Here is a 19548-nt window from a genome sequence, read left to right on the forward strand (position 1 = left end):
GCGGTGGTCGCCGATTCGGAGCCAATCGCACTATCCCTGCCGGATCAGCGATTGCTTGACATTGAGGTTTCCGGGCCATCCGATGGAGTGCCTCTCGTCTACTATCACGGATCGTCGACCTCGGGAAGGCAGTTCCGCTTCCTGCAGCGTGCCGCACATGATCGCGGACTGCGGCTGGTTTCGTTCTCTCGCCCAGGAGTAGGCACGTCCACCCGGCTGCCCGGCCGCTCGGTAGTGGATACGGTGAACGATGTGGCTGCCGTGCTGGATCATCTCGGAGCTCCCCGGTCACTCCATCTCGGTTGGTCGGGTGGTGGCCCCCACGCCCTGGCAGCCGCGGCTCGACTGCCTGAACGGGTCGCCGGGGCGACGGTCATGTGCAGTGTGGCCCCGTACGAGGAACTCGGGTCCGAATTCTTCGTCGGCATGGCGCAGAGCAACGCCGACGAATTCAACAAGGCGTTGCAGGGAGAGGACGCCATCCGCCCCGCAATGGAAGACGAAGCTCAGGGAAAGCGTTCAGCCGGCGCCGAGGAGGTACGCCAGATCCTGATGAGCCTGCTGTCTCCCGCCGATCGAATTCTCGCGACAGCAGAAACAGCAGCAGACATCGGTGCGAGTTGGGCCGAGGGCCTGCGGCATGGAGTCGACGGCTGGGTCGATGAAACGCTTTCCTATGTCAAACCCTGGGGATTCTCGGTGCGGGAGATAGCCGTACCCACCGTCGTATGGCACGGAGCCGAGGATCTGGCAGCACCCTTCGCCCATGGCGCATGGCTCGCACAGCATATTCCTGGCGCGACGTCACATCTACTCAAAGGACATGGGCACATGTCGATTTTCCTCTCATCAATCGATCGGGCTCTCGACGAACTGCTCTCCACCCTCTGAGGGAAGGCGACCTTCCCCAAGGCTCGGTGTGAAAGGTGAAAGCGTGGTTCCTCATCGATCCTTGGTGAGAGAACCCAGGACTGACCAGCGTCCTGCGCTGGGAGAGTTCCAGCTTGAGTTCATCACCCAGGAAAGTTCGCCAACTGCTGTTTGATCTCCGCGGCTTAGGCACATCGCGCTGCGCGTCGCGCTGGATGTGATAAAAGCCAGATGTTCTCCGTACCTCGTTCACGGAAAACCCGTTCCCCACGCGCTGCTGCCCCCGCCTCAGCCTGGATCCACCGCGTGACGTTCGGGCTGTGGACGGTGAAAGAGAAAAATGTGCTGCTGAACCGGGGATGATGGGAGTTCCAACGCCCTTCATCAGTCCCACGTAGCAAGGCATCTCGTAAGTGAAAGTCTTCCAAGCCCCATGGCGCTGTTCGCCGCCTTCGACGACCCCGATCTGATCGCGCACGCGGGGGCTCGTCCCACGATCCGGCTGGCCGAGCGGTGCGGCCTGCCCGCTCTGATCGCTGAGGAGGACCGCCTGAGCGGCGCGAGGCACGGGCCGGTGCGGGCCCAGTGGCCCAGCGCCGCACGCGGGCAGTCAGTTGAACAGGTCCGGGTCGGAGGCGGTGATCTGGTCCCACAGGGGCTGGGCCTGGAGCCAGCCCGCGGTGGGGGTGCCGACCTGGTCGCGGGTCTTCAGAGCCGTGGCATGGTCGATGTGCCGGGGGGTGCCCGCGGCCATGGCGAGGAGCTGGGCCTGGCAGGAGCGTTCCATGGTGATGAACCACCACACGGCCTCGGCCACCGTCCGACCTGTCGTCAGCAGGCCGTGGTTGGCGAGGATGACGGCCTTGTGCGGGCCGAGTGCCGCGCCGATACGCTGCCCTTCCTCGATCTCGTCGGCCACTCCCCGGTAGTCGGTGTACAGGCCGTGGTCCTCGTAGAAGGCACAGGCGTCCTGGGTGATCGGGGCCAGCGGGATGCCGAGGCTGGAGAACGCCTTGCCGTGCAGGGAATGGGCGTGCGCGGCGGCCAGGACGTCCGGGCGGGCGGCGTGCACCTGGGAGTGGATGACGAAGGCGGCGCGGTTCACCGGCCGGTTGCCGTGCAGGACTTGGCCCTCGTGGTCGACGAGGACCAGGTCGGACGCCTTGATCTGGCTGAAGCTCATACCGAACGGGTTGACCCAGAAGTGGTGGGGGTTGTCCGGGTCACGGACGGTGATGTGTCCGGCGACGCCCTCGGAGAAGCCGAAGCGGCCGAAGAGGCGGAATCCTGCGGCGAGTTGCTCCTTGCGGTACTGCCGTTCCGCCTCGGGCGAGTCGAAGACCGGCGGAGTGGGGAGGCCCGCGCTCTCGGGAGCGGGGCCCAGGATGTAGCGCTCGTCGGCGAACGTGGCGGTGCCCATGGTGGTCCTCCATGAGGTCGGGAATGCTGCGAACAACAAAAAGATACACCCGTGCATCGGATACATACATGTATCGTGGATCACGTCACGGAGCCACACATCAGGCGAGAGAGAGCCAGCCATGCCCAAAGGGGTCACCAAGCGCCGCCCGCGGACCCGAGCCGCCCTGCTCGGGGCCGCACTGGAGGTCTTCGCGGAACAGGGCTTCCACGCCGCGACCATCGAGCAGATCTGCGAGCGCGCCAACTACTCCCGAGGGGCCTTCTACTCCAACTTCCGTACCAAGGAGGAGCTGTTCTTCGCGCTCTTCGACGAGCACATCGACCGCTCGGCCGAGCGCATGGCCGCCATCGTCGAACAGGTCACCGCGGACGGCGAGCCCAGCGTCGACGCCCTCGCACAGGCGCTCTCCCGCAGCCGCCTCGAACCGTCCGAGCGCGCCTGGTACTTGGTGACGACCGAGTTCACCCTGCATGCCATCCGCACTCCCGAGGCCGCCCGCAAGCTGGCCGAACACGACGCCCGCGCCCGCACGCTGCTCGCCCGCCATATCGAGGACCTCGTACGCCGCCTGGGCCGCGAACTCACCGTTGATGCCGAGGACTTCGCCCGCCTCCTGGTCGCCATCCGCGAAGGCGGCCTGGCCCAGAGCTATGTCGAGCCGGATCGCCTCCCGCCGGGCGAACTCGACCGCCGCTTCACGGCACCCCTACTCGCTGCCGTCACCCGCGATGCATCGAACGCCCGCTGAGCGGTTCGCCGTGCCCTACCCGCTGCCACCGTCGGCTGACTACCGGCACTGGCCGAAGGCGAGCACTTCCGCCCCCGCCTGATCCCGCTGATCCCGTTGATCCAGGCTGTCCCGCCGATCCGCGGCAAGCGCGGCCAGCCACCGCACCGCCCCGAGCACCTGTACGCCGACCGAGGCCATGACCACGGGGTCCACGGGACAAGGTCCGCCGGTTCCAGATCACCCCGCACATCGTCCGGCGCGGCACCGGGCACGGCTCGCTCCGGCCCGGGCGTCCACCGCTGGGTCGTGGAGGGAGCGATCGCACCGCTGCACTGGTTCGGCCGCCTACGCGTCCGCCGGGAGATCCGCGACGGCATCCACCACGCGTTCGTCACCCTCGGCTGCGCCGTCATCTGTCGGCGACGACTGCGCACCGGGGTGCGAGCTGTGCGGCCGATGAGGTTCAACTGGCTGTCGTCCATCCGTTCGTGTGCTCGGTCCGGTTCGAACGAGGTTTTGGATCGGGTGGGTTGTCCTGCGTCGAGGCACGAAGGAAGGGCCTCTTGGTAGCTCGCGGTTGTCGAGTCCAGTGAGAAGCAGGAGGCCCTGTTGTTGAAGTGTCGCGGGGTCGTGGTAGCCGCGGCTGCGTGAAGCCGTCCGCCGGGCTGAGGGCCCCAGTCTGGAGCCGAGCGCAGGGGGCGTGGACTCGCAGCCGGTGAAGGCGGACGCCACCGTCGCCCTCGCTTCACGGGGATACGATGCCGGGAAGAAGATCAACGGGCGCAAACGGCACTCTCGGGTTCGTGCAGGCCGTGCTGGTCACGCCGGCCTCCACAACCGGCCGGGACGGGGCCCGCACCCTGCCAGCCCAGCTCCACTGCTGCCCGCCGGGCACCCAGCCCCTCGGCTCCCGCCTCCGAGGCGGCGGCCCATCCATGCCCGGTAGGCCACCGACAGCACGGCCGGGCAAGCACCGGCCTGCGAGTAGGTGTTCTCGATCCTCAGGTCTGGCGGGGCACCGGGTCATCCCGTGGGCGTGGCGAGGTCACCCACGGGATGTGCTCACCTGGGGGACCGGGAGGTGAGGTGCCGTTGCCTGAGGGGACTGCCGGTCATGCTGTCAAACGCCAGAGGGACGTGGTCTCGGCGCTTCGTGCCGCGTGCAGTGGGTCGGTGGCGTCCTTGGCACGTGGATGCCGGGGCCTGGTGTCGATCTTCTCCACAACCCGGAGGCGCGCTGCCCGGATGGCGTCGAGCAGTTGCCGACGTGTCCGGAGGCCGAGGTGCTCTGCCAGGTCGGACAGGACGAGCCAGCCCTCTCCGCCTGGCTGGAGGTGGGCGGAGAGTCCAGCGAGGAAGCTGTGGAGCATGGTGCTGTCCGGGTCGTAGACGCCTTGCTCGACGGAGCTGGTCGGACGGGCGGGAAGCCAGGGCGGGTTGCACAAAACGAGGTCGGCGCGGCCTTCGGGGAACAGGCCGGGGCCGGACACCTCGATCCGGTCGGACAGTGTGAGCCGGTGGGCGTTCTCCCTGGCGCAGGTCAGGGCGCGTGGGCTGATATCGGTGGCCACGACGCGGTCGATTCCGCGGCGGTCCAGGACAGCGGCGAGGACGCCGGTTCCCGTGCCGAGATCGAACGCCGTACTGGTGGCGGGACTGCGCCGGGTCTCCGGCGGCAGAGGCGTACGGGCGACCAGGTCGACGTACTCGCCTCTGACCGGCGCGAACACGCCGTAGTGGGGGTGGATTCGGGTACCGAGCGCCGGCACGTCGATCCCCTTCAGGCGCCACTGGTGGGCGCCGATCACTCCCAGCAGTTCCCGGAGCGGGACTGCCATGGGTCCCTGCGGGGGCCGTAGGCTTCCAGGCAGGCCTGGCGGGTGTCGGGAGCTCGGCGCAAGGCCGGCCTGTGGTCGTCGTCCAGTGGCACCAGGAGCTTTCCGAGGACATGGGCGCGGTGACTGGTGCTGCGTCGGTGCAGATGGAAGGCCTCGCTCAGCGAAGTGCTGGGCCTGGGTGATACGCGGTCGATGCGGCGGCCCATCGCGTGAAGCAGTTGCCGGCCGTTGTGGAAGTCGCCTTGCCAGAGCAGGGCCGTTCCCTCACATGCCCGGCGGTAGGCGTCGTCGGCCTTCATCCGGTCATCGGCGACGACGGTTCGCTGCGGAAGCGGGGCGGCGCTCTCGGAATGCCAGCGGGCGGACCGGTGGGTGCGGCCCGTGGTCCAGTGGATGGTGGACACCGCGTACTCCTCGTGGTCGAACGTGCAGGGGCACGAAGAGCACTTCGACGGGGAGCAGGCCGAACCCACGCCTGTCCGTCGGACAGGCGTGCGCGTTGAGGCAGGTGGTCGTTACCGCTCTCGCGTCGAAGTGCGAGAGCGGACGTCCCGGACAACCATGCCGAGCATCAGGGTCAGCCCTTTCGAAGGAGTGGCAGCAGGCTCGCACAGGTGCTGCTCGGATTCCAAGCACCGGCTGCGAGGTCAGCGGGTGGGCTTCTTCGTCCACTGACTGGTGCGGGGCTTCTGCGGGTGGGGCGCCTGGCCGTCTCGGTGATGAGTGCCCAGTGCAGATGGGCTTCGCAGTGCTGTGCAAGACGCTCGCAGTCGCGTGCGTCACGGCGTGTGTTCATGCACCAGCCGATCGTCCGCTCCACTTTCCAGCGGCGGGGCAGGACGACGGTGCCCTCGGTGCCTTGCCGTATCCGTGCGGGCGGACCCGGTGGGTGCTTTCCGTGCCGACGGCTGCCCTGCGCCCCGCACGATCGCCCGCTCGTCGGCAGCCGCCCCCACCAGGGTGCCCCGTCCGGTTCCCCCGCCGAGTCCACGGACTGGTGCCGGACGATGACGCCGAGGCCACCAGGAGGACCGGGGGAGACCGCGGGCGTGCCGGTGCCGGACCGTGCTGGCGGCAAGCCGAGGAGCGTTCCGTGGCCCCGAGGGGCAGGAGTGTGCCGGGCGACGTATGCCACCATGGCTCGCTCACCGACCGACGAGCGCCCCGAGAACAACAGCAGTGGCGGCCGGCCACTCTGATGACGACCTTCGAACGCTGGAGAGACGTGACCGCTGCACAACGCCCGAGCAACCGTAGCCGAGCAGCCCTCACCGCCTGCGGTGCCGTAGCCCTGGTGCTCACCGTCAGCGCCTGTGACCAGGGCTCCTCGGCAGCGCCCGGTTCCTCGAACGCATCCGACACCGACCCGTCGAGCGCTTCCTCGGACTCCTCGCAGGGGTCCTCGACGCACACCTTCGACTTCAGCGGCAAGAACCTCACCGTCGACTCCGACGGCACCGGCGTCGAGATCGTCCCCGGTGATGTCACCGGCGTGCGGGTGCAGCGGGAGATCCACGGAACCGGAGCCGAGGCGTCGTGGGGGCTCAGCGGGAACACGCTGACGCTGAGGGTGAAGCCGAAGTGCCACGGGAACGTCTCCGTCTGCTCGGCCAAGCACAGGATCACGGTGGGACGCGACGTCACCGTGACCGCCGAGAGCCGGACCGGTGCGGTCACCGCCTCCCACATCAGCACGCCGCTCTCCATCAGCACCTCGACCGGTGCCGCGAAGGTGAGTGACAGCTCCGGCCCCGTCAACCTCAGCACCCGCACCGGAGCCGTCCTGGGGACGGGGCTCACGTCCAAGAAGGTCACGGCCAAGGCCCGCACGGGGTCCGTGGACCTCGGCTTCTCGGCCGTGCCTGACGACGTCGAGGTGGACGCCCGGCAGGGGACGGTCGACATCGGCCTGCCGAAGGGGGGTGCCACGTACGCGGTGGACGCGAGCAGCAAGGTCGGCACGGCCGACATCGGAGTACCGAGCGACAGCGGGAGTCCCCACTCCGTGAAGGCCCACACCACGGTGGGCAGCGTTTCCGTCCACGGGAACTGACGGACGCCTCCGCTGTCCGTACCGCGGGAGCAGACCGCAGGGGGGACACCGCTTCGGGCCGGGGCACCACCCTGCGTGCCGCACGTGTCTTGCACGCGGCCGCGCGGCACGGTCCTCCGCCCGGCACGGTCCTCCGCCCGGCACGGTCCTCCGCCCGGCCCGGGCCGGTGGACGGCCGGGAGAACGCGAGGGGGGCGGCCGACACGGTCAGCGGACCGTTGCGGGGAGCCGGCCCACGGCTGGGACGCCTCGGTACCCGCACCTTGCGGACCCGGGGCGCCGCCGTCCCCCTTGCCTGGTCCCCGCGTCTCAGCCCTTGACCGCGGAGCCGGCGACGCCCTGGACGAACCAGCGTTGGAAGAAGGCGAAGACGATCAGGACGGGCAGCACCAGGAGGACGCCGAAGGCGAGGATCTGGCCCCAGTCGGGGGGTTGCTGGCCCTGGAAGACGCTCAGTTCCAGAGGCAGGGGGCGCTCCGAGGGGTCGGAGACCATCAGGACCGGCCAGAGGAAGGAGCCCCACTGGGTAAGGAAGGTCAGGATCGCCACGGAGGCGAACACGGGCCTGCTCATCGGGATGACGACGGCGAAGAAGGTCCGCCAGGGCCCGGCCCCGTCGATGCGGGCGGCTTCCTCGATGCTCACGGGCAGCGCGCGGAAGAACGTGGCGAACTGGTAGATGGAGAAGGCGTTGGCGACGAAGGGCACCGCCTGGACGGCGAGGGTGTTGCGGGCCCCGTTGAGCAGGTAGAACAGCGGCACGGCGACCGCCTCGAAGGGCACCAGCATCAGCAGCAGGATCAGGGCGAAGAGAGCCGAGCTGCCGCGCCAGCGCAGCCGGGTCAGCCCGTATGCCGCCATCGAGTTGACGACGAGGCCCCCGAGGACGACCACCGCCGCCAGCAGCAGGGAGACCCCCATGAAGTGCCAGAAGTAGCCGGTGCTGTCGGAGTCGAGGGCGGCCAGTACCGCCCGGTAGTTGTGCAGGGTCAGATGGGTGGGCAGGAAGCCGGACAGGCCGCTGAGTACCTGGTCGGACGGCTTGAAGCTGCCGAGGAACAGGTACAGGGCGGGCAGGACGAAGATGAAGGCCAGCACGCTCAGGACGAGGTAGTCCAGGGTCCGGCGCAACGGCGTTCGGGTCATCTCAGTCCTCCGGGTCGGGGCGCACGAAGCGGCGCTGGAGCAGCGTCAGGACGACGACGATCAGGAAGAAGACGACGGTCACCGCTGCGGCCTGACCGATGTCGTTGCGGTCGAACGCGGTGGTGACGGCCTCGTACATCACCGTGTGGGTGGCGTCCTCGTTGAGCCCGCCACCACGGATCAGGATGTAGACCTGGTCGAAGACGCGGAACGACAGGACGGAGGTGAGCAGGGCGACGAACACCAGGGTGCCCCGGATTCCGGGCAGGGTCACGTGGCAGAAGCGCTGCCAGCGGCCGGCGCGGTCGAGTTGGGCCGCTTCGTGGAGTTCCGCCGGAATCTGCTGGAGACCCGCGAGCAGGATGACCATCTGGAAGCCGACGCCCTGCCAGATGGACAGTGCGATCACCGAGACCATGGCGGTGGCGGCGGAACCGAGCCAGTCGTGGGCGCCCCAGTGGCCGAGGCTGAGGTGGTGCAGGACGGAGTTGAGCATGCCCTGGTCGCTCCGGGCGAGGATCAGCCGCCAGACGACCGCGACCAGGGCCATGGGGAAGACCACCGGCATGAAGAACAGCGAACGGAAGAAGCCGATGGCCTTCAGCGTGCGATTGAGCAGGACCGCAAGGCCGAGGGCCAGTGCGGTCTGCACGGGTACCACGACGGCGGCGAAGACCAGGTTGTTCAGCAGGGCCCGCAGGAACGGGCCCGAGAGATCCGGATCGGTGAACAGCCTTCGGTACTGTTCGAGCCCGAAGAAACTCGGCGGCAGCGGAGAGCCGAGCCGCACATTGTAGAGGGACAGCACGACGGCGTAGCCGAACGGCACGCCGACGAAGGCGATCAGGCCGGCGAGCGCGGGCGCGGACATCAGCAGTCCATGCACCCATTCGCGGTTCCTGCGTCCGGGGCGCCCAGGCCGCGCGGACGCAGGGGGCGGCGCCTTGGCCCGGCCCGCGGCCAGGGCCTGCGCAGGGCTGTCTGAGGTCACGGTGGGGTCCTGTTCCCGGCCGACCCGTCGGGATCCTGCTCGCTGGATCCCCGCCGGCCGATGTGTGCTACGGGATCTTGTAACCCTGGTTGTCGGAGAAGTCCTGGTCGATGGCCCTCGCGGCCTTGGACAGGGCGGCCTTGGGATCGGCTCCGCCGAAGACCGAGTTCAGTGCCTGGCTGAACTGCGAGGTGACAGCGGGGTAACCGGCGGTCACGGGCCGGGTGACGGCGACGCAGGAGGAGGTGATGTGCGTGTCACCGCAGGGCTTGGCGAGCTGGTCCGCGAGGAGCCGGAGCGGTCCGCCGGGCTTGTACAGGGGGCTCTTGGCAAGCGCGGTCCTGGTGGCCGGCGGCGCGCCGTTCGCCGTGGTCATCGCCGAGACGTTGGTGTCATCGAGCAGGTAGTCCAGGAACGCGCCGGCGGCCTTGCCGTTCCCGGTGTCGGCACCGATGCCCCAGGTCCACGAGCCCTGCCCGGTCTTGGGACCGTTGCCGAAGTCGGGGAGGGGCAGCACCGCAAGGTCGGAGCCGAGGGCCTTGTGGTAGGCCGGGTACATCCAGTGGCCGACCCAGCTCAGGGCCACCCGGCCCTTGGCGAAGGCGTTGCCGTCGGTGTTCGGGTCGGTGTACTTCTTCCACGACTGGAACGTCCTGAGCGCGGAGACCGCGCCGGGGGAGTCGATGGCGCCGGCCGCCTTGCCGTTCTTGAGCAGTGCTCCGCCCGCGGACCAGACGATCGGTGCGAACTGGTAGGTACCTGCCTCCGTGTCCAGACCGGTGTTCTCCTGGATGTCCAGGCTCTTGCCGTCCGGGTCCCGGGCGGCCAGCTTGCGGACCGCATCCGTGAACTGCGTCGAGGTCCAGTCGTCGGACAGGCCGGTGGGGTAGGCCACCCCCGCGGCCTTGAGCAGCTTCTTGTCGGCGAACAGCCCCATCCCGGAGTCGTACATGCCGAGTGCGTACAGCTTGCCGCCCACCGTTCCCTCGGCCTTGACGGCGCGGGTCGCGTTCTCCACGGTCCTGGCGGACACGTACGAGGTGATCGGGGTGATCTTCCGGTTGTAGACGAAGTTGGCGACCGTCGGTCCGTCCATCTCCAGCACGTCCGGGAGCTCGGACGCGTTGGTGGTGGTGATCGTCTTGGTGTAGTCGTTCTGGGGTATCAGCTTCAGTTTCACCTTGATCTTCTGCTGTGAGCTGTTGAAACCCCGTACCGCCTTCTGCAGGGCGGTGTCCTCGTTGGTCTGCCCCTGGTGGCCCCATACGGTGATGGCACCGGAGCCGCTGCCCGCGGACGCCTTGGCGGGCGTACCACCCGCGCCGCAGGCGGTCACAGCCATCAGCGGCAGGGCGAGGGCCAGGCCGGTCAGGCTCTTCGTGGGCAACCGTCGTTTCCTGACGGGCATGTTCTCTACCTCCGTGTTGATGTGGATCGCGTGGCAGGTGTGCGCGCGCCCACGGGGCCGCCGTCGACGGCCGGACCGCGCCCTGGGCGTCACTGGGGCCGACGAGGGTTGGGCGGGGCGGTGGTGTCGCGAAGCTCCAGACGGATGGGGAGCTGCACGTGGGCGGGCGGCGCGAGCCGGGCGTGCTCCAACTGCCGCACCAGCAGCCCGGCGGCCTGTGCGCCCTGGGCCGCGACGGGCTGGGCGATGGTGGTCAACCCGATCACGTCGGCCAGTTCGTGGTTGTCGAAGCCGATGATCGACACGTCGTCGGGCACCCGGAGCCGGTGCAGCCGCAGCGCCCGCAGCGCGCCCATGGCCATCTCGTCGGACTGCGCGAACACCGCCGTCGGTGGCCGGGAGGCGGCGAGCAGTTCCGTCATGGCGCGTTCGCCGCCCTCGACCGTGTAGCCGCCGTCCGCCTCCAGGGCGGGGTCGTGGGCCAGCCCGGCGTCCGACAGCACATCCAGGTACGCCTGCCTCCGCCGCACCGGGGCCGTCCAGTGCTGCGGTCCGCTGTCACCCGAGATCATGCCGATCCTCCGGTGCCCGAGGTTGACCAGATGCCGTACCGCGCTCTGCGCACCGGCCCGGTCGTCGATGCCCACCACCGTGAAGCCCGGTCTGGGCTCGCCCACGATGGCGGCCAGCGGCACGCCGAGCGACCGGAGCGCGTCGGCCTCGTCGTCGTCGGGCACCAGCAGCGACAGCACCGCGTCGACGCGTTTGCGCACCGGCAGCTTGGTGAAGAACCGCTTGCGCGCGTCCGGCGAGCCGAGGTTGTACAGCAGGACGTCGTATCCCGCGGCACTGAACACATGCTCGGCGGCGTCCACGACGGTGCCGAAGAACCAGCGCCCGACGTACGGCACGATCACTCCGATGCTGAACGTCCGCCCGCTGGCCAGGCTCGACGCCGAGCGCGAGGCGGTGTAACCGAGCGCGGCCGCCGCCTCCACGATGCGCGCGCGCACTTCGACCGACACGCCGGGCCGGCCGCGCAGCGCCCGGGACACGGTGGACGCCGACACTCCCGTGGCACGGGCGACGTCGGTGATGCTGGCCGTCACCGTCACTACCTCCGATCCCGGCGCACATCCATGTGAGCCGCCGGCGACCAGACCGTAAAGCCGTGACAGTCAGTTGCGCAAGCGTTTGAGCTCAGTTTTACTGGGCGGGATCTTTGGTAGCTGCGATATCGCTGTTGTAGTAACGCACACGCTTGCGTTATTCGAGCGAGCCAACCGACAGGAGCTGTCCGTGCGTTACGCCCCGCCCGGTCTGTGTGTGAACGACTTCGCGCTCATCCGCCACCCGGACACCAGCCACACGGTGCTGCACCTCCAAGGCCCCTGGACCCGGGACTTCGACCACCTGCGGATGGAGACCTCCTTCGGGCGGGCCACCACCACCGACCTGGTGCACTGGGAGACGCAGGGCACCGCGTTCGGCAACGGACTGCCGGGGCGCTTCGACCAGCAGGCCGTGTGGACCATGCACCCCCTCGTCCACGGCGACGGCCTCGCCATGTTCTACACCGGGGTCCCGGGGCTCACCCCGGGCGGCTGGCCACTGCAGTCGGTCGGCCTGGCCTTCTCCGACCGCACGGACGGCACCTCCTGGCGCCGGCACGGCACTGTGCCCGTGGTCGAGGCCGACCCGCGCTGGTACCGCACCGGCGAACGCATGGCCTGGCGGGACCCCTTCGTCGTACGCGACGACGAGTCGGACGGCTGGCTCATGGCCGTGTGCGCCAGCGACGCGGGCCTGCCCGTGGAGAGCAGTGGATGCGTGGGTCTCGCCACCTCCGACGACCTGGAACACTGGACCGTGCACCCCCCGCTCCTTTCCCCCGGGGACGTCGACGAACTGGAGTGCCCGACGCTGGAGCGCCTCGATGACGGATCCTGGCTGCTCCTCGGCTCCATAGGCGCCACCCGCGGCTTCGAGTCCTGGACCGCGCCGAGGCTCCGCGGCCCCTGGACCCGCCGTGGTCCGCTCGGCCCCACCGGCACCTACGCCCCCCGCGTCACCACCACCGCCGACGGCTCCCGCGTCGTGCTGCACACCACGCCCCGCCGCGTCGGCCTCACCGACACCGGAGACCGCTGCCGGGGCATGCTCGCCCAGCCGAAGCTCCTCGTCACCCCGCAGGACGGCGCTCCCCACCTCGCCTGGTGGTCGGGCCTGGACACCTGGCTCGGACAGGAGAGCGGCGAACCCGCCCTGCACGCTGTAGCCGACGTCCCCGTCACGGGCCCCCTGGAGGTGACGCTGCGCACCGACCGGCCCGGCGGTGACGCCACCGCCCTGGCCGTCCGGTACGACGGCCAGGACCTGCGCATCACGGGCCCGCACGGCACCACGCTGGAGCGAACCGCCCTGTCCCGTACGCCCGACACCCTGCGGATCCTCACCGTGGGGGAGTACGTCGAGGTCTACGCGGACGGCGCCTTCGTCCTGACCGGCCTGAGCTACACGGGCCACCCCGCACGATGGACGCTCGGCACGCCGGCCGGCAGGCGTGCCGTGCCGGTGCGCCCCGTCCGTCTTCCGCACCCGGACCGTGACGATGCCTCCGCGATCTGGCCCGGCCCGTCCGCGTGAACCGCGGCCTGCCGCGGGACGGGGCGTGACCGAAACACCGGACGGCGGATTCCGGCGGAGAGCACGTGCGGCGAGGGGTATTGACGTCCTGCGGGGGACGCCTATCATCGCTGGCTGTCCGACCTACTGAAAAGCGTTCGATATCTCAAACAGGTCGGCCGTGAACACGCGCCTCGCGCAGACCTGGAAGGACACACGACAGCCCACCGGCGGGCCCGGTGGCCATCGGCACGGCCGCCATCACCCGTGGCGGTCACCTGGGAGGCCGTCCTCGCAACAGCCCCGTTCCCTCGGGGCCACCGCGTCACCCCCTGTCCGTCCGACACCTCCACCAAGGAGACGATCGCCTGTGTCCCCGCTTCCCCACCCGCACAGCCGCCGTCAGGTGTTGAAGGCCGCCACCTCGGTGGCCGCGGCCGGTGCCCTGCCGATCCCGTTCACCTCGCAGGCGGCGGCCCCCACCGCCGCGGGGCCGCGGCCCGGCGTCCGGGCGACCTTCTCGAACCCGGTGGTCTGGCAGGACTTCGCCGACGTCGACATCATCCGGGTAGGCGACACGTACTACCTGTCGGCCTCGACGATGCACTACTCGCCGGGCGCGCCGATCCTGCGCTCGTACAACCTGGTCGACTGGGAGTTCGCCGGCCACTCGGTACCGGAGCTGGACTTCGGCCCCGCCTACGACCTGAACGGCGGGCGGGCGTACGTCAAGGGCATCTGGGCGTCCTCACTCAACTACCGCCCGAGCAACCGCACGTTCTACTGGATCGGCTGCATCGAGTTCTCGAAGTCGTACATCTACACGGCCAGCAGGGTCGAAGGACCCTGGACCAGGCTCACGACGATCGACAACGCCTACTACGACTGCGGGCTGCTCATCGACGACGACGACACGATGTACGTGTCGTACGGCAACACCGAGATCAGCGTCGCCCAGTTGTCCGCGGACGGTAAGACCCAGGTCAGGGCCCAACAGGTGTTCACCACGCCGTCGAGTGTGGGAACCCTGGAAGGGTCCCGCTTCTACAAGGTGGGCGGGAACTACTACATCTTCCTCACCCGCCCGGCCAACGGCCAGTACATCCTGAAGTCGACCGGCGGCCCCTTCGGCCCCTACACGATGCAGCAGGTCCTGCTCGACCTGCCGGGACCGATCCCCGGGGGCGGGGTTCCGCACCAGGGCGGCCTCGTCGAGACCCAGAACGGCGACTGGTACTACATGGCCTTCGTCGACGCCTACCCGGGCGGCCGGGTGCCCGCCATGGCACCCATCACCTGGAACTCAGGCGGCTGGCCCGTCCTGAAGACGGTGGACGGCGCCTGGGGCACCTCGTACCCGGCCCCGAACCTCCCGGCCCGCCAGGTCACCCCGCTCGTCGGCGTCGACACCTTCGACGGCACCTCCCTGAAGCCGCAGTGGGAGTGGAACCACAACCCCGACACCGGAAGGTTCTCCGTCAGCAACGGCCTGACACTGCACACGGCGACCGTCACCGACGACCTCTACTCGGCCCGCAACACGCTCACCCACCGCATTCAGGGCCCCACCTCCACGGCGACGGTCGTCCTCGACCACGCGCACATGAAGGACGGCGACCGGGCCGGCCTCGCGGTCCTGCGCAACTCCTCCGCATGGATCGGCATCAAGCGCGAGGGCGGCAGGGCCCGGGTCTGCATGGTCGACGGCATCACCATGGACAGCAACTGGAACACCTCCGGCACCGGCACCGAGGAGGCGGGCGCCGCCGTCCCGGGCACCCGGATCTGGCTGCGTGCCCACGCCGACATCCGCCCCGGCTCCGGCCGTCCGGTCACCTTCTCCTACAGCACCGACGGCCGCACCTTCAGCACCCTCGGCCCGACGTTCGCGATGGGCAACGCCTGGCAGTTCTTCATGGGCCACCGGTACGCCGTCTTCAACCACGCCACCCAGGCGCTCGGCGGCTCGGTGAAGGTCGAGCGGTTCGAGCTGTCCGCGCCCTGACCCGGCCCCTGTCGTCTGCTGACGCGCACGCCGTCCGGGTGCCCGGGTCGACCTGCCGGACATGGGATGTCGCCATGTCGCGCGGGGCACGGCCGGCCATGGCGATGCCGGCCGAAGGGGAGGGGGCGCAGGTGGTGGCGGAGGCCCACAAGTGATCGGGGAGCAGATGAGCGGAGAGTGAAGCGGTCTCTTCCGGGACATGGGATGCCCTGGTAGTCTCCCCCGCTACGGCAGGGGGGTGTGGAGTCGATCGATGTCACTGACCGACAAGGCCATCACGCGCATCAGGGAGCTCATCCAGTCCGGTGCACTCCCGCCGGGTGCCAAACTCCCGCCGGAACAGCAACTGGCCGCGGAACTCGGGCTGTCACGGAACCTCATGCGCGAGGCCGTGAAGGCGCTCGTGGTGGCCCGGGTCCTGGAGATCAGACGCGGCGACGGGACCTATGTCACCAGTCTGGAGCCGGCTCTGCTGCTTGAGGGCCTGAGCTCGGCCGTGGAACTGCTCCGGGGCGACACACTGCTGGAGCTGACCGAGGTGCGACGCCTGTTCGAGCCCATCGCCACCTCCCTGGCCGCCGCACGGATCTCCGACAACGCACTGGCCGAGGTCAGGCACCATCTGGACGTGATGAGGCGCGCCCGCGACGACGTCGAACTCCTCAACGAGCACGACGCCGCCTTCCACCGAGCGGTGGTCTGGGCAACGGGGAACGCCACGCTGGCCACCCTGCTGGAGGGCATCTCCAGCAGGACCGTGCGTGCCCGTGTCTGGCGCGGCCTGGTCGACGACAACGCCGGCGGCCGGACCATCGCGGAACACGAGGCGATCTACGCGGCCCTGGCGGCCAGGGACACCTCTCTTGCCCAGGCGACGGCCCTGGTCCACGTCAGCACGACCGAGCGGTGGCTGCGCGAGCACCTGGCCTACGACGAGTCCTGCGGGGACCGGGCCGGATGAAGCACCACCACGGCGGTCCACGCGCGAAGCGGGCGACGCCGGGCGTGTCGCGGTGGCCGATGACACGTGACGAAGGCCCGGACAGCCCCCCGACACAGCGCCGTCCGTGCATCGACCACCGCCCCGTGGAGGGCGGTGGTCGATGCACGGAGCGACGTGGCGGCCGCGGCGTACTGCCGCCGAGTTCCGGGTGCTCCTAGAACCTGTCGGTTCGGATCATGCTGGGCTCGCGGGCCCTGGCACGCGCGTCTGCGGCGGTGTCGTCGGTCCCCGACGCCCCGCGCCGACTCCTCCTGCGCCTTGCGGCCGCACGCACCGGACCCCGCTCCCCGATCCAGCCTGGGGGCCACCGCCGCCCGGCACGCCGGGGCCGCCGCCCCCACGAAAGGCCCTAGGCGCGATTCCACTTCTGGTTCGCCTGACTGTTGCAGGTCCACAGGATGAGCGGTGTGCCGTTGGCCGTGCCCCCGTCGGAGGCGTCGAGGCAGAGTCCCGCGTGGGCGTTGCGGATCGACCCGTCAGCGTTGACGGTCCACTTCTGGTTGGCCTGCCCGTTGCAGGGCCATGTGATCACGCGTGTGCCGTTGGCGGTTCCCTGGTCGTAGGCATCCAGGCACTTGTCCCCGAAGACACGGATCTCGCCGCCCGCCCATGTGGTCCAGAGCTGGTTGGCGGCCGTGTGGCAGTCCCAGAGCAACACCGTCGCACCGGCCGCCGTGGACGCCTGGTCCACATCCACGCAGCGGCCGGCCGCACTGCCCCGCAGCCGGGAGGTCGTGGCGGTGAGGGGGGTGCCGCCGCTCACCCGGAACGCGGCGACACCGTGCGCCGGTACGCTCGCGGAGATCTGGCCCGACGTGCCCGAGGCGGCTCCGGTCCACAGGTCGGTGAGGGCGAACGACCCGCCGGACAGACCGACCTCGGCGGCCGTCGTGGTGACTGTCGCGGCACTGCCGCCCCGGTTGAACAGGCCCACGGCCACGGAGCCGTCGGACAGGGCTTTGGCGAACACCTCGGTGTTGCCGTCGTCGCGGACCCTGCGCCCCCCGGCACCCAGCGGGTCCTGGTCGACCGCCAGCAGGCGCGGGTTGCGCAGGATCGCGCTGACGTCGGTGGACATGGTGCGGATGTCGTTGCCCGCCATGAGGGGCGCCCCCATCAGCGCCCACAGGGCGAAGTGGGAGCGGGACTCCGCCGGCGACAGGCCCGGTCGGCCGACGACGAGCATGTCGGGGTCGTTCCAGTGCCCGGGGCCCGCCTGCGCGGCCAGCGGGGCGTTGACGTCGAGAACGTTGCCCACGCCCATCGGGTAGCTGTTGGTGTTGCCGTTCTGCCAGGTGTCGAGCAGGTCCTCCGTCGTCCGCCACAGGTCGGCGACCTCGCCCCAGTTGTAGGTGGCACCGGTGATGGCGTGCAGACTGTTCGGGTTGATGCTGTAGACGATCGGGCGCCCGGTCGCGCGCAGGGCGTCGCGCATGACCGAGAACCGTGCGACCTGCTCGTCCCGCGTGCCGGCCGAGGAGCACCAGTCGTACTTGAGGTAGTCCACGCCCCACGCGGCGAAGGCCCGTGCGTCCTGGACCTCGTGGCCCCTGCTTCCCGTGGCTCCCGGGTAGGAGCCCACGCCCTGCGCGCACGTGCGTTCGCCCGGGGCCTCGTAGATGCCGAACTTCAGGCCCCGGGCGTGGATGTAGTCGCCGAGTGCCTTCATCCCACCGGGGAACTTGGCCGGGTCGGCACGCAGGTTGCCCGCGGCGTCGCGCTGCGGATCGAACCAGCAGTCGTCGACCACCACGTACCGGTAGCCGGCGTCCCTCATGCCGGAGGACACCATCGCATCGGCGGCCTGGTGCACCTGCGTCTCGGTGACGCCGCACCCGAAGCTGTTCCAACTGTTCCAGCCCAGCGGCGGGGTGAGCGCGGGGCTACCCGCTGCCGCCTGTGCGGTCGAGCGGGCCCCCGTGATGAATCCGGTGGCCGCCAGGGCGGCTGCCGCAACGAGGCAGAGCAGACGTCTGTGTGCTGGTAAGGACAAGGGGATGCCTTTCCGGGATGAGTGCCGGCGGGTTGGTCGTCGTGCGGTGCGGGCCGGGTGCCGGAGGTGCGCAGGGCTCAACGGTGTCCCGCGCACCACCGTCCACCTCCCGCCGGTGCGGTTCAGCGGTAGCCGGCGGCGACGACGTTCGCCTGGACGGCGTTCTCCGTCTGGTCGGAGGGGTAACCCGAGACGACGGCCCCCTCGTAGAAGGTGCCCGCGCTGAGGTTGGCGCCGCCACCCGGCTTGCAGCAGTCTCCGCCGCTGCCCAGGACGATGGCTCCCTGTTTCTTCATGGGGCTGTATCCGCTGGGCAGCGAGCCGTCCCACAGGGTGGTGAGGGCCCCGGCCTGTGCGTTGCTGCCCTTGACGGCGAAGCGGGAGGTGCCGTTGTTCTTCAGCGTCGCGGTCACGAACTTGCTGGTGAAGGCCCGCTGGTTGGGGTTCCATGACTGGCTGCCGCCGGGGTACAGGCCCCACTCGAGGTCGGCCTGTACCCAGGGGCCGCTTCCGGAGCAGCCGCCGAACCAGCACTCGGTGCCGAAGTTGATCGCGTCCATGGCACCGGCGGCATCGGCCTTCCGCGTGGTCTCGCTGTTGCCGTAGTCGAAGCAGCAGCCGCTGTTGACGTGCGTGCCGCTGGTCACCATGTACATGCCTTCAGGCGCGCTCCCGGTGGGGACACCGCTCGCGTGGCCGTCCCTCCAGTAGCTGTTGCCGGGGTTGATGTACAGCGAGTACGCCTTGCCGCCGCCGGCCGTCAGGGACTCGGACGTCGCCTTCGCCGGGCTGCTCTGGCTCGATCCCGGGACCACGCTCGACCCCTGGTACCACAGGTCGTTCCCGCGTCCCGACTGGTCGTAGACGACCGTGATGACACACGACGTGCTCGCACAGAACGAGTCCTGTGCCGCGGCGTCCGCGACTCCTCCCGCGGACCGCACACCGATGTCCCTCGTCGCGTTGTCTGAGGCACGTCTGACCTGGTAGAGACGGCTGTTGTAGGACCCGTAGAGTGCCCGCACCGTACTGTGCGCCGCCACACAGGGCGTACCGCCCGAGCGGTAGATGTCGCAGGGACCCGTGCCGGCCGCGGACGCCGGAACCGACCAGCCGAAGGCGGTTGCCAGCACCGCGACCAAGGTGAGCGCCACGCGTGCGGCCACGGCAAGGGGAGCACGGCGACCGTGCGGTACCCGGCCCGGCGCGGAAACGAGTGAAGACTGCATCAGCGTCCTCCTGGATGCGAGCTGTGCATGACGTAGTGCATGACGTGCATGACGTAGACATGCCAATATTCGATATCTCGAACGCCATTCGGAAAGTCGGACGGTCTCTGGATGATAGAGGGACGCCGAAGCGTGTCAATACGTGCCGCACACGAGTGAGCGGCGGAGTCGGCGGGCTGAGGACTCCTCCTTGACATGTGATGTCTTCGATCGCGAGGAGCGGTGGTCGCCGCC

The 19548-nt window shown here is 69.5% G+C and carries 12 protein-coding genes and 3 pseudogenes; 7 read left to right on the forward strand and 8 right to left on the reverse strand.

Annotation, left to right across the window (positions count from 1 at the left end; translation table 11 throughout):
• Positions 1 to 3 precede the first annotated feature (3 nt).
• Positions 4 to 891, forward strand: a complete 888-nt coding sequence (locus IE313_RS03460) for an alpha/beta fold hydrolase (protein WP_189929395.1) — start codon at positions 4 to 6, stop codon at positions 889 to 891.
• Between the two features lie 589 nt (positions 892 to 1480).
• On the opposite strand, the gene IE313_RS03465 is transcribed toward IE313_RS03460, so the two are convergent.
• Complete coding sequence (locus tag IE313_RS03465) at positions 1481 to 2290, reverse strand: class II aldolase/adducin family protein (RefSeq protein ID WP_189929396.1); 810 nt, start codon at positions 2288 to 2290, stop codon at positions 1481 to 1483.
• A gap of 121 nt (positions 2291 to 2411) precedes the next feature.
• Between IE313_RS03465 and IE313_RS03470 the strand changes: the two genes are divergently transcribed.
• Positions 2412 to 3041, forward strand: coding sequence for a TetR/AcrR family transcriptional regulator (locus tag IE313_RS03470; RefSeq protein ID WP_189929397.1), 630 nt, complete (start codon positions 2412 to 2414; stop codon positions 3039 to 3041).
• A 640-nt stretch (positions 3042 to 3681) separates the two neighbouring features.
• Positions 3682 to 3816, forward strand: a pseudogene (locus IE313_RS03475) (IS5 family transposase); the annotation flags it as partial.
• Between the two features lie 319 nt (positions 3817 to 4135).
• Here the strand turns inward: IE313_RS03475 and IE313_RS03480 are convergent.
• Positions 4136 to 5265 (reverse strand): annotated as a pseudogene (locus IE313_RS03480) (methyltransferase).
• Between the two features lie 821 nt (positions 5266 to 6086).
• On the opposite strand from IE313_RS03480, the gene IE313_RS03490 reads away from it, so the two are divergent.
• The gene (locus IE313_RS03490) at positions 6087 to 6914 is read left to right on the forward strand and encodes a DUF4097 family beta strand repeat-containing protein (protein ID WP_189929398.1); all 828 of its coding nucleotides are present in this window, start codon (positions 6087 to 6089) and stop codon (positions 6912 to 6914) included.
• A gap of 309 nt (positions 6915 to 7223) precedes the next feature.
• On the opposite strand, the gene IE313_RS03495 is transcribed toward IE313_RS03490, so the two are convergent.
• The 4 genes from IE313_RS03495 to IE313_RS03510 form a co-directional block, all read right to left on the reverse strand.
• A complete protein-coding gene (locus IE313_RS03495) occupies positions 7224 to 8060 on the reverse strand; it encodes a carbohydrate ABC transporter permease (RefSeq protein ID WP_189929399.1) in 837 nt (278 codons plus the stop codon).
• A 1-nt stretch (position 8061) separates the two neighbouring features.
• Positions 8062 to 9024 (reverse strand): carbohydrate ABC transporter permease, encoded by a 963-nt coding sequence (locus IE313_RS03500; RefSeq protein ID WP_373316921.1) that lies wholly within the window; start codon positions 9022 to 9024, stop codon positions 8062 to 8064.
• 94 nt (positions 9025 to 9118) lie between these two features.
• Positions 9119 to 10438: an ABC transporter substrate-binding protein gene (locus IE313_RS03505; protein WP_229924350.1), complete on the reverse strand. Its 1320-nt coding sequence runs from the start codon at positions 10436 to 10438 to the stop codon at positions 9119 to 9121.
• Positions 10439 to 10548: 110 nt separating this feature from the next.
• The gene (locus tag IE313_RS03510; RefSeq protein ID WP_189929401.1) at positions 10549 to 11568 is read right to left on the reverse strand and encodes a LacI family DNA-binding transcriptional regulator; all 1020 of its coding nucleotides are present in this window, start codon (positions 11566 to 11568) and stop codon (positions 10549 to 10551) included.
• A gap of 190 nt (positions 11569 to 11758) precedes the next feature.
• On the opposite strand from IE313_RS03510, the gene IE313_RS03515 reads away from it, so the two are divergent.
• From IE313_RS03515 to IE313_RS03525, 3 genes are all read left to right on the forward strand, one after another.
• Positions 11759 to 13105 (forward strand): glycoside hydrolase family protein, encoded by a 1347-nt coding sequence (locus IE313_RS03515; protein ID WP_189929402.1) that lies wholly within the window; start codon positions 11759 to 11761, stop codon positions 13103 to 13105.
• 349 nt (positions 13106 to 13454) lie between these two features.
• A complete protein-coding gene (locus tag IE313_RS03520) occupies positions 13455 to 15089 on the forward strand; it encodes a glycoside hydrolase family 43 protein (RefSeq protein ID WP_229924351.1) in 1635 nt (544 codons plus the stop codon).
• Positions 15090 to 15342: 253 nt separating this feature from the next.
• Positions 15343 to 16050, forward strand: coding sequence for a FadR/GntR family transcriptional regulator (locus tag IE313_RS03525; protein WP_189929403.1), 708 nt, complete (start codon positions 15343 to 15345; stop codon positions 16048 to 16050).
• A 391-nt stretch (positions 16051 to 16441) separates the two neighbouring features.
• On the opposite strand, the gene IE313_RS03530 is transcribed toward IE313_RS03525, so the two are convergent.
• Positions 16442 to 18034 carry a glycoside hydrolase family 27 protein gene (locus IE313_RS03530; RefSeq protein WP_229924397.1) on the reverse strand — a complete coding sequence of 531 codons (1593 nt, stop codon included), beginning with the start codon at positions 18032 to 18034 and terminating at the stop codon, positions 16442 to 16444.
• A 173-nt stretch (positions 18035 to 18207) separates the two neighbouring features.
• Positions 18208 to 19173: pseudogene (locus tag IE313_RS03535) on the reverse strand (arabinofuranosidase catalytic domain-containing protein); the annotation flags it as partial.
• Positions 19174 to 19548: the final 375 nt, after the last annotated feature.

This window comes from Streptomyces sulfonofaciens (genome assembly GCF_014656295.1).
GTDB classification, from domain to species: Bacteria; Actinomycetota; Actinomycetes; order Streptomycetales; family Streptomycetaceae; genus Streptomyces; species Streptomyces sulfonofaciens.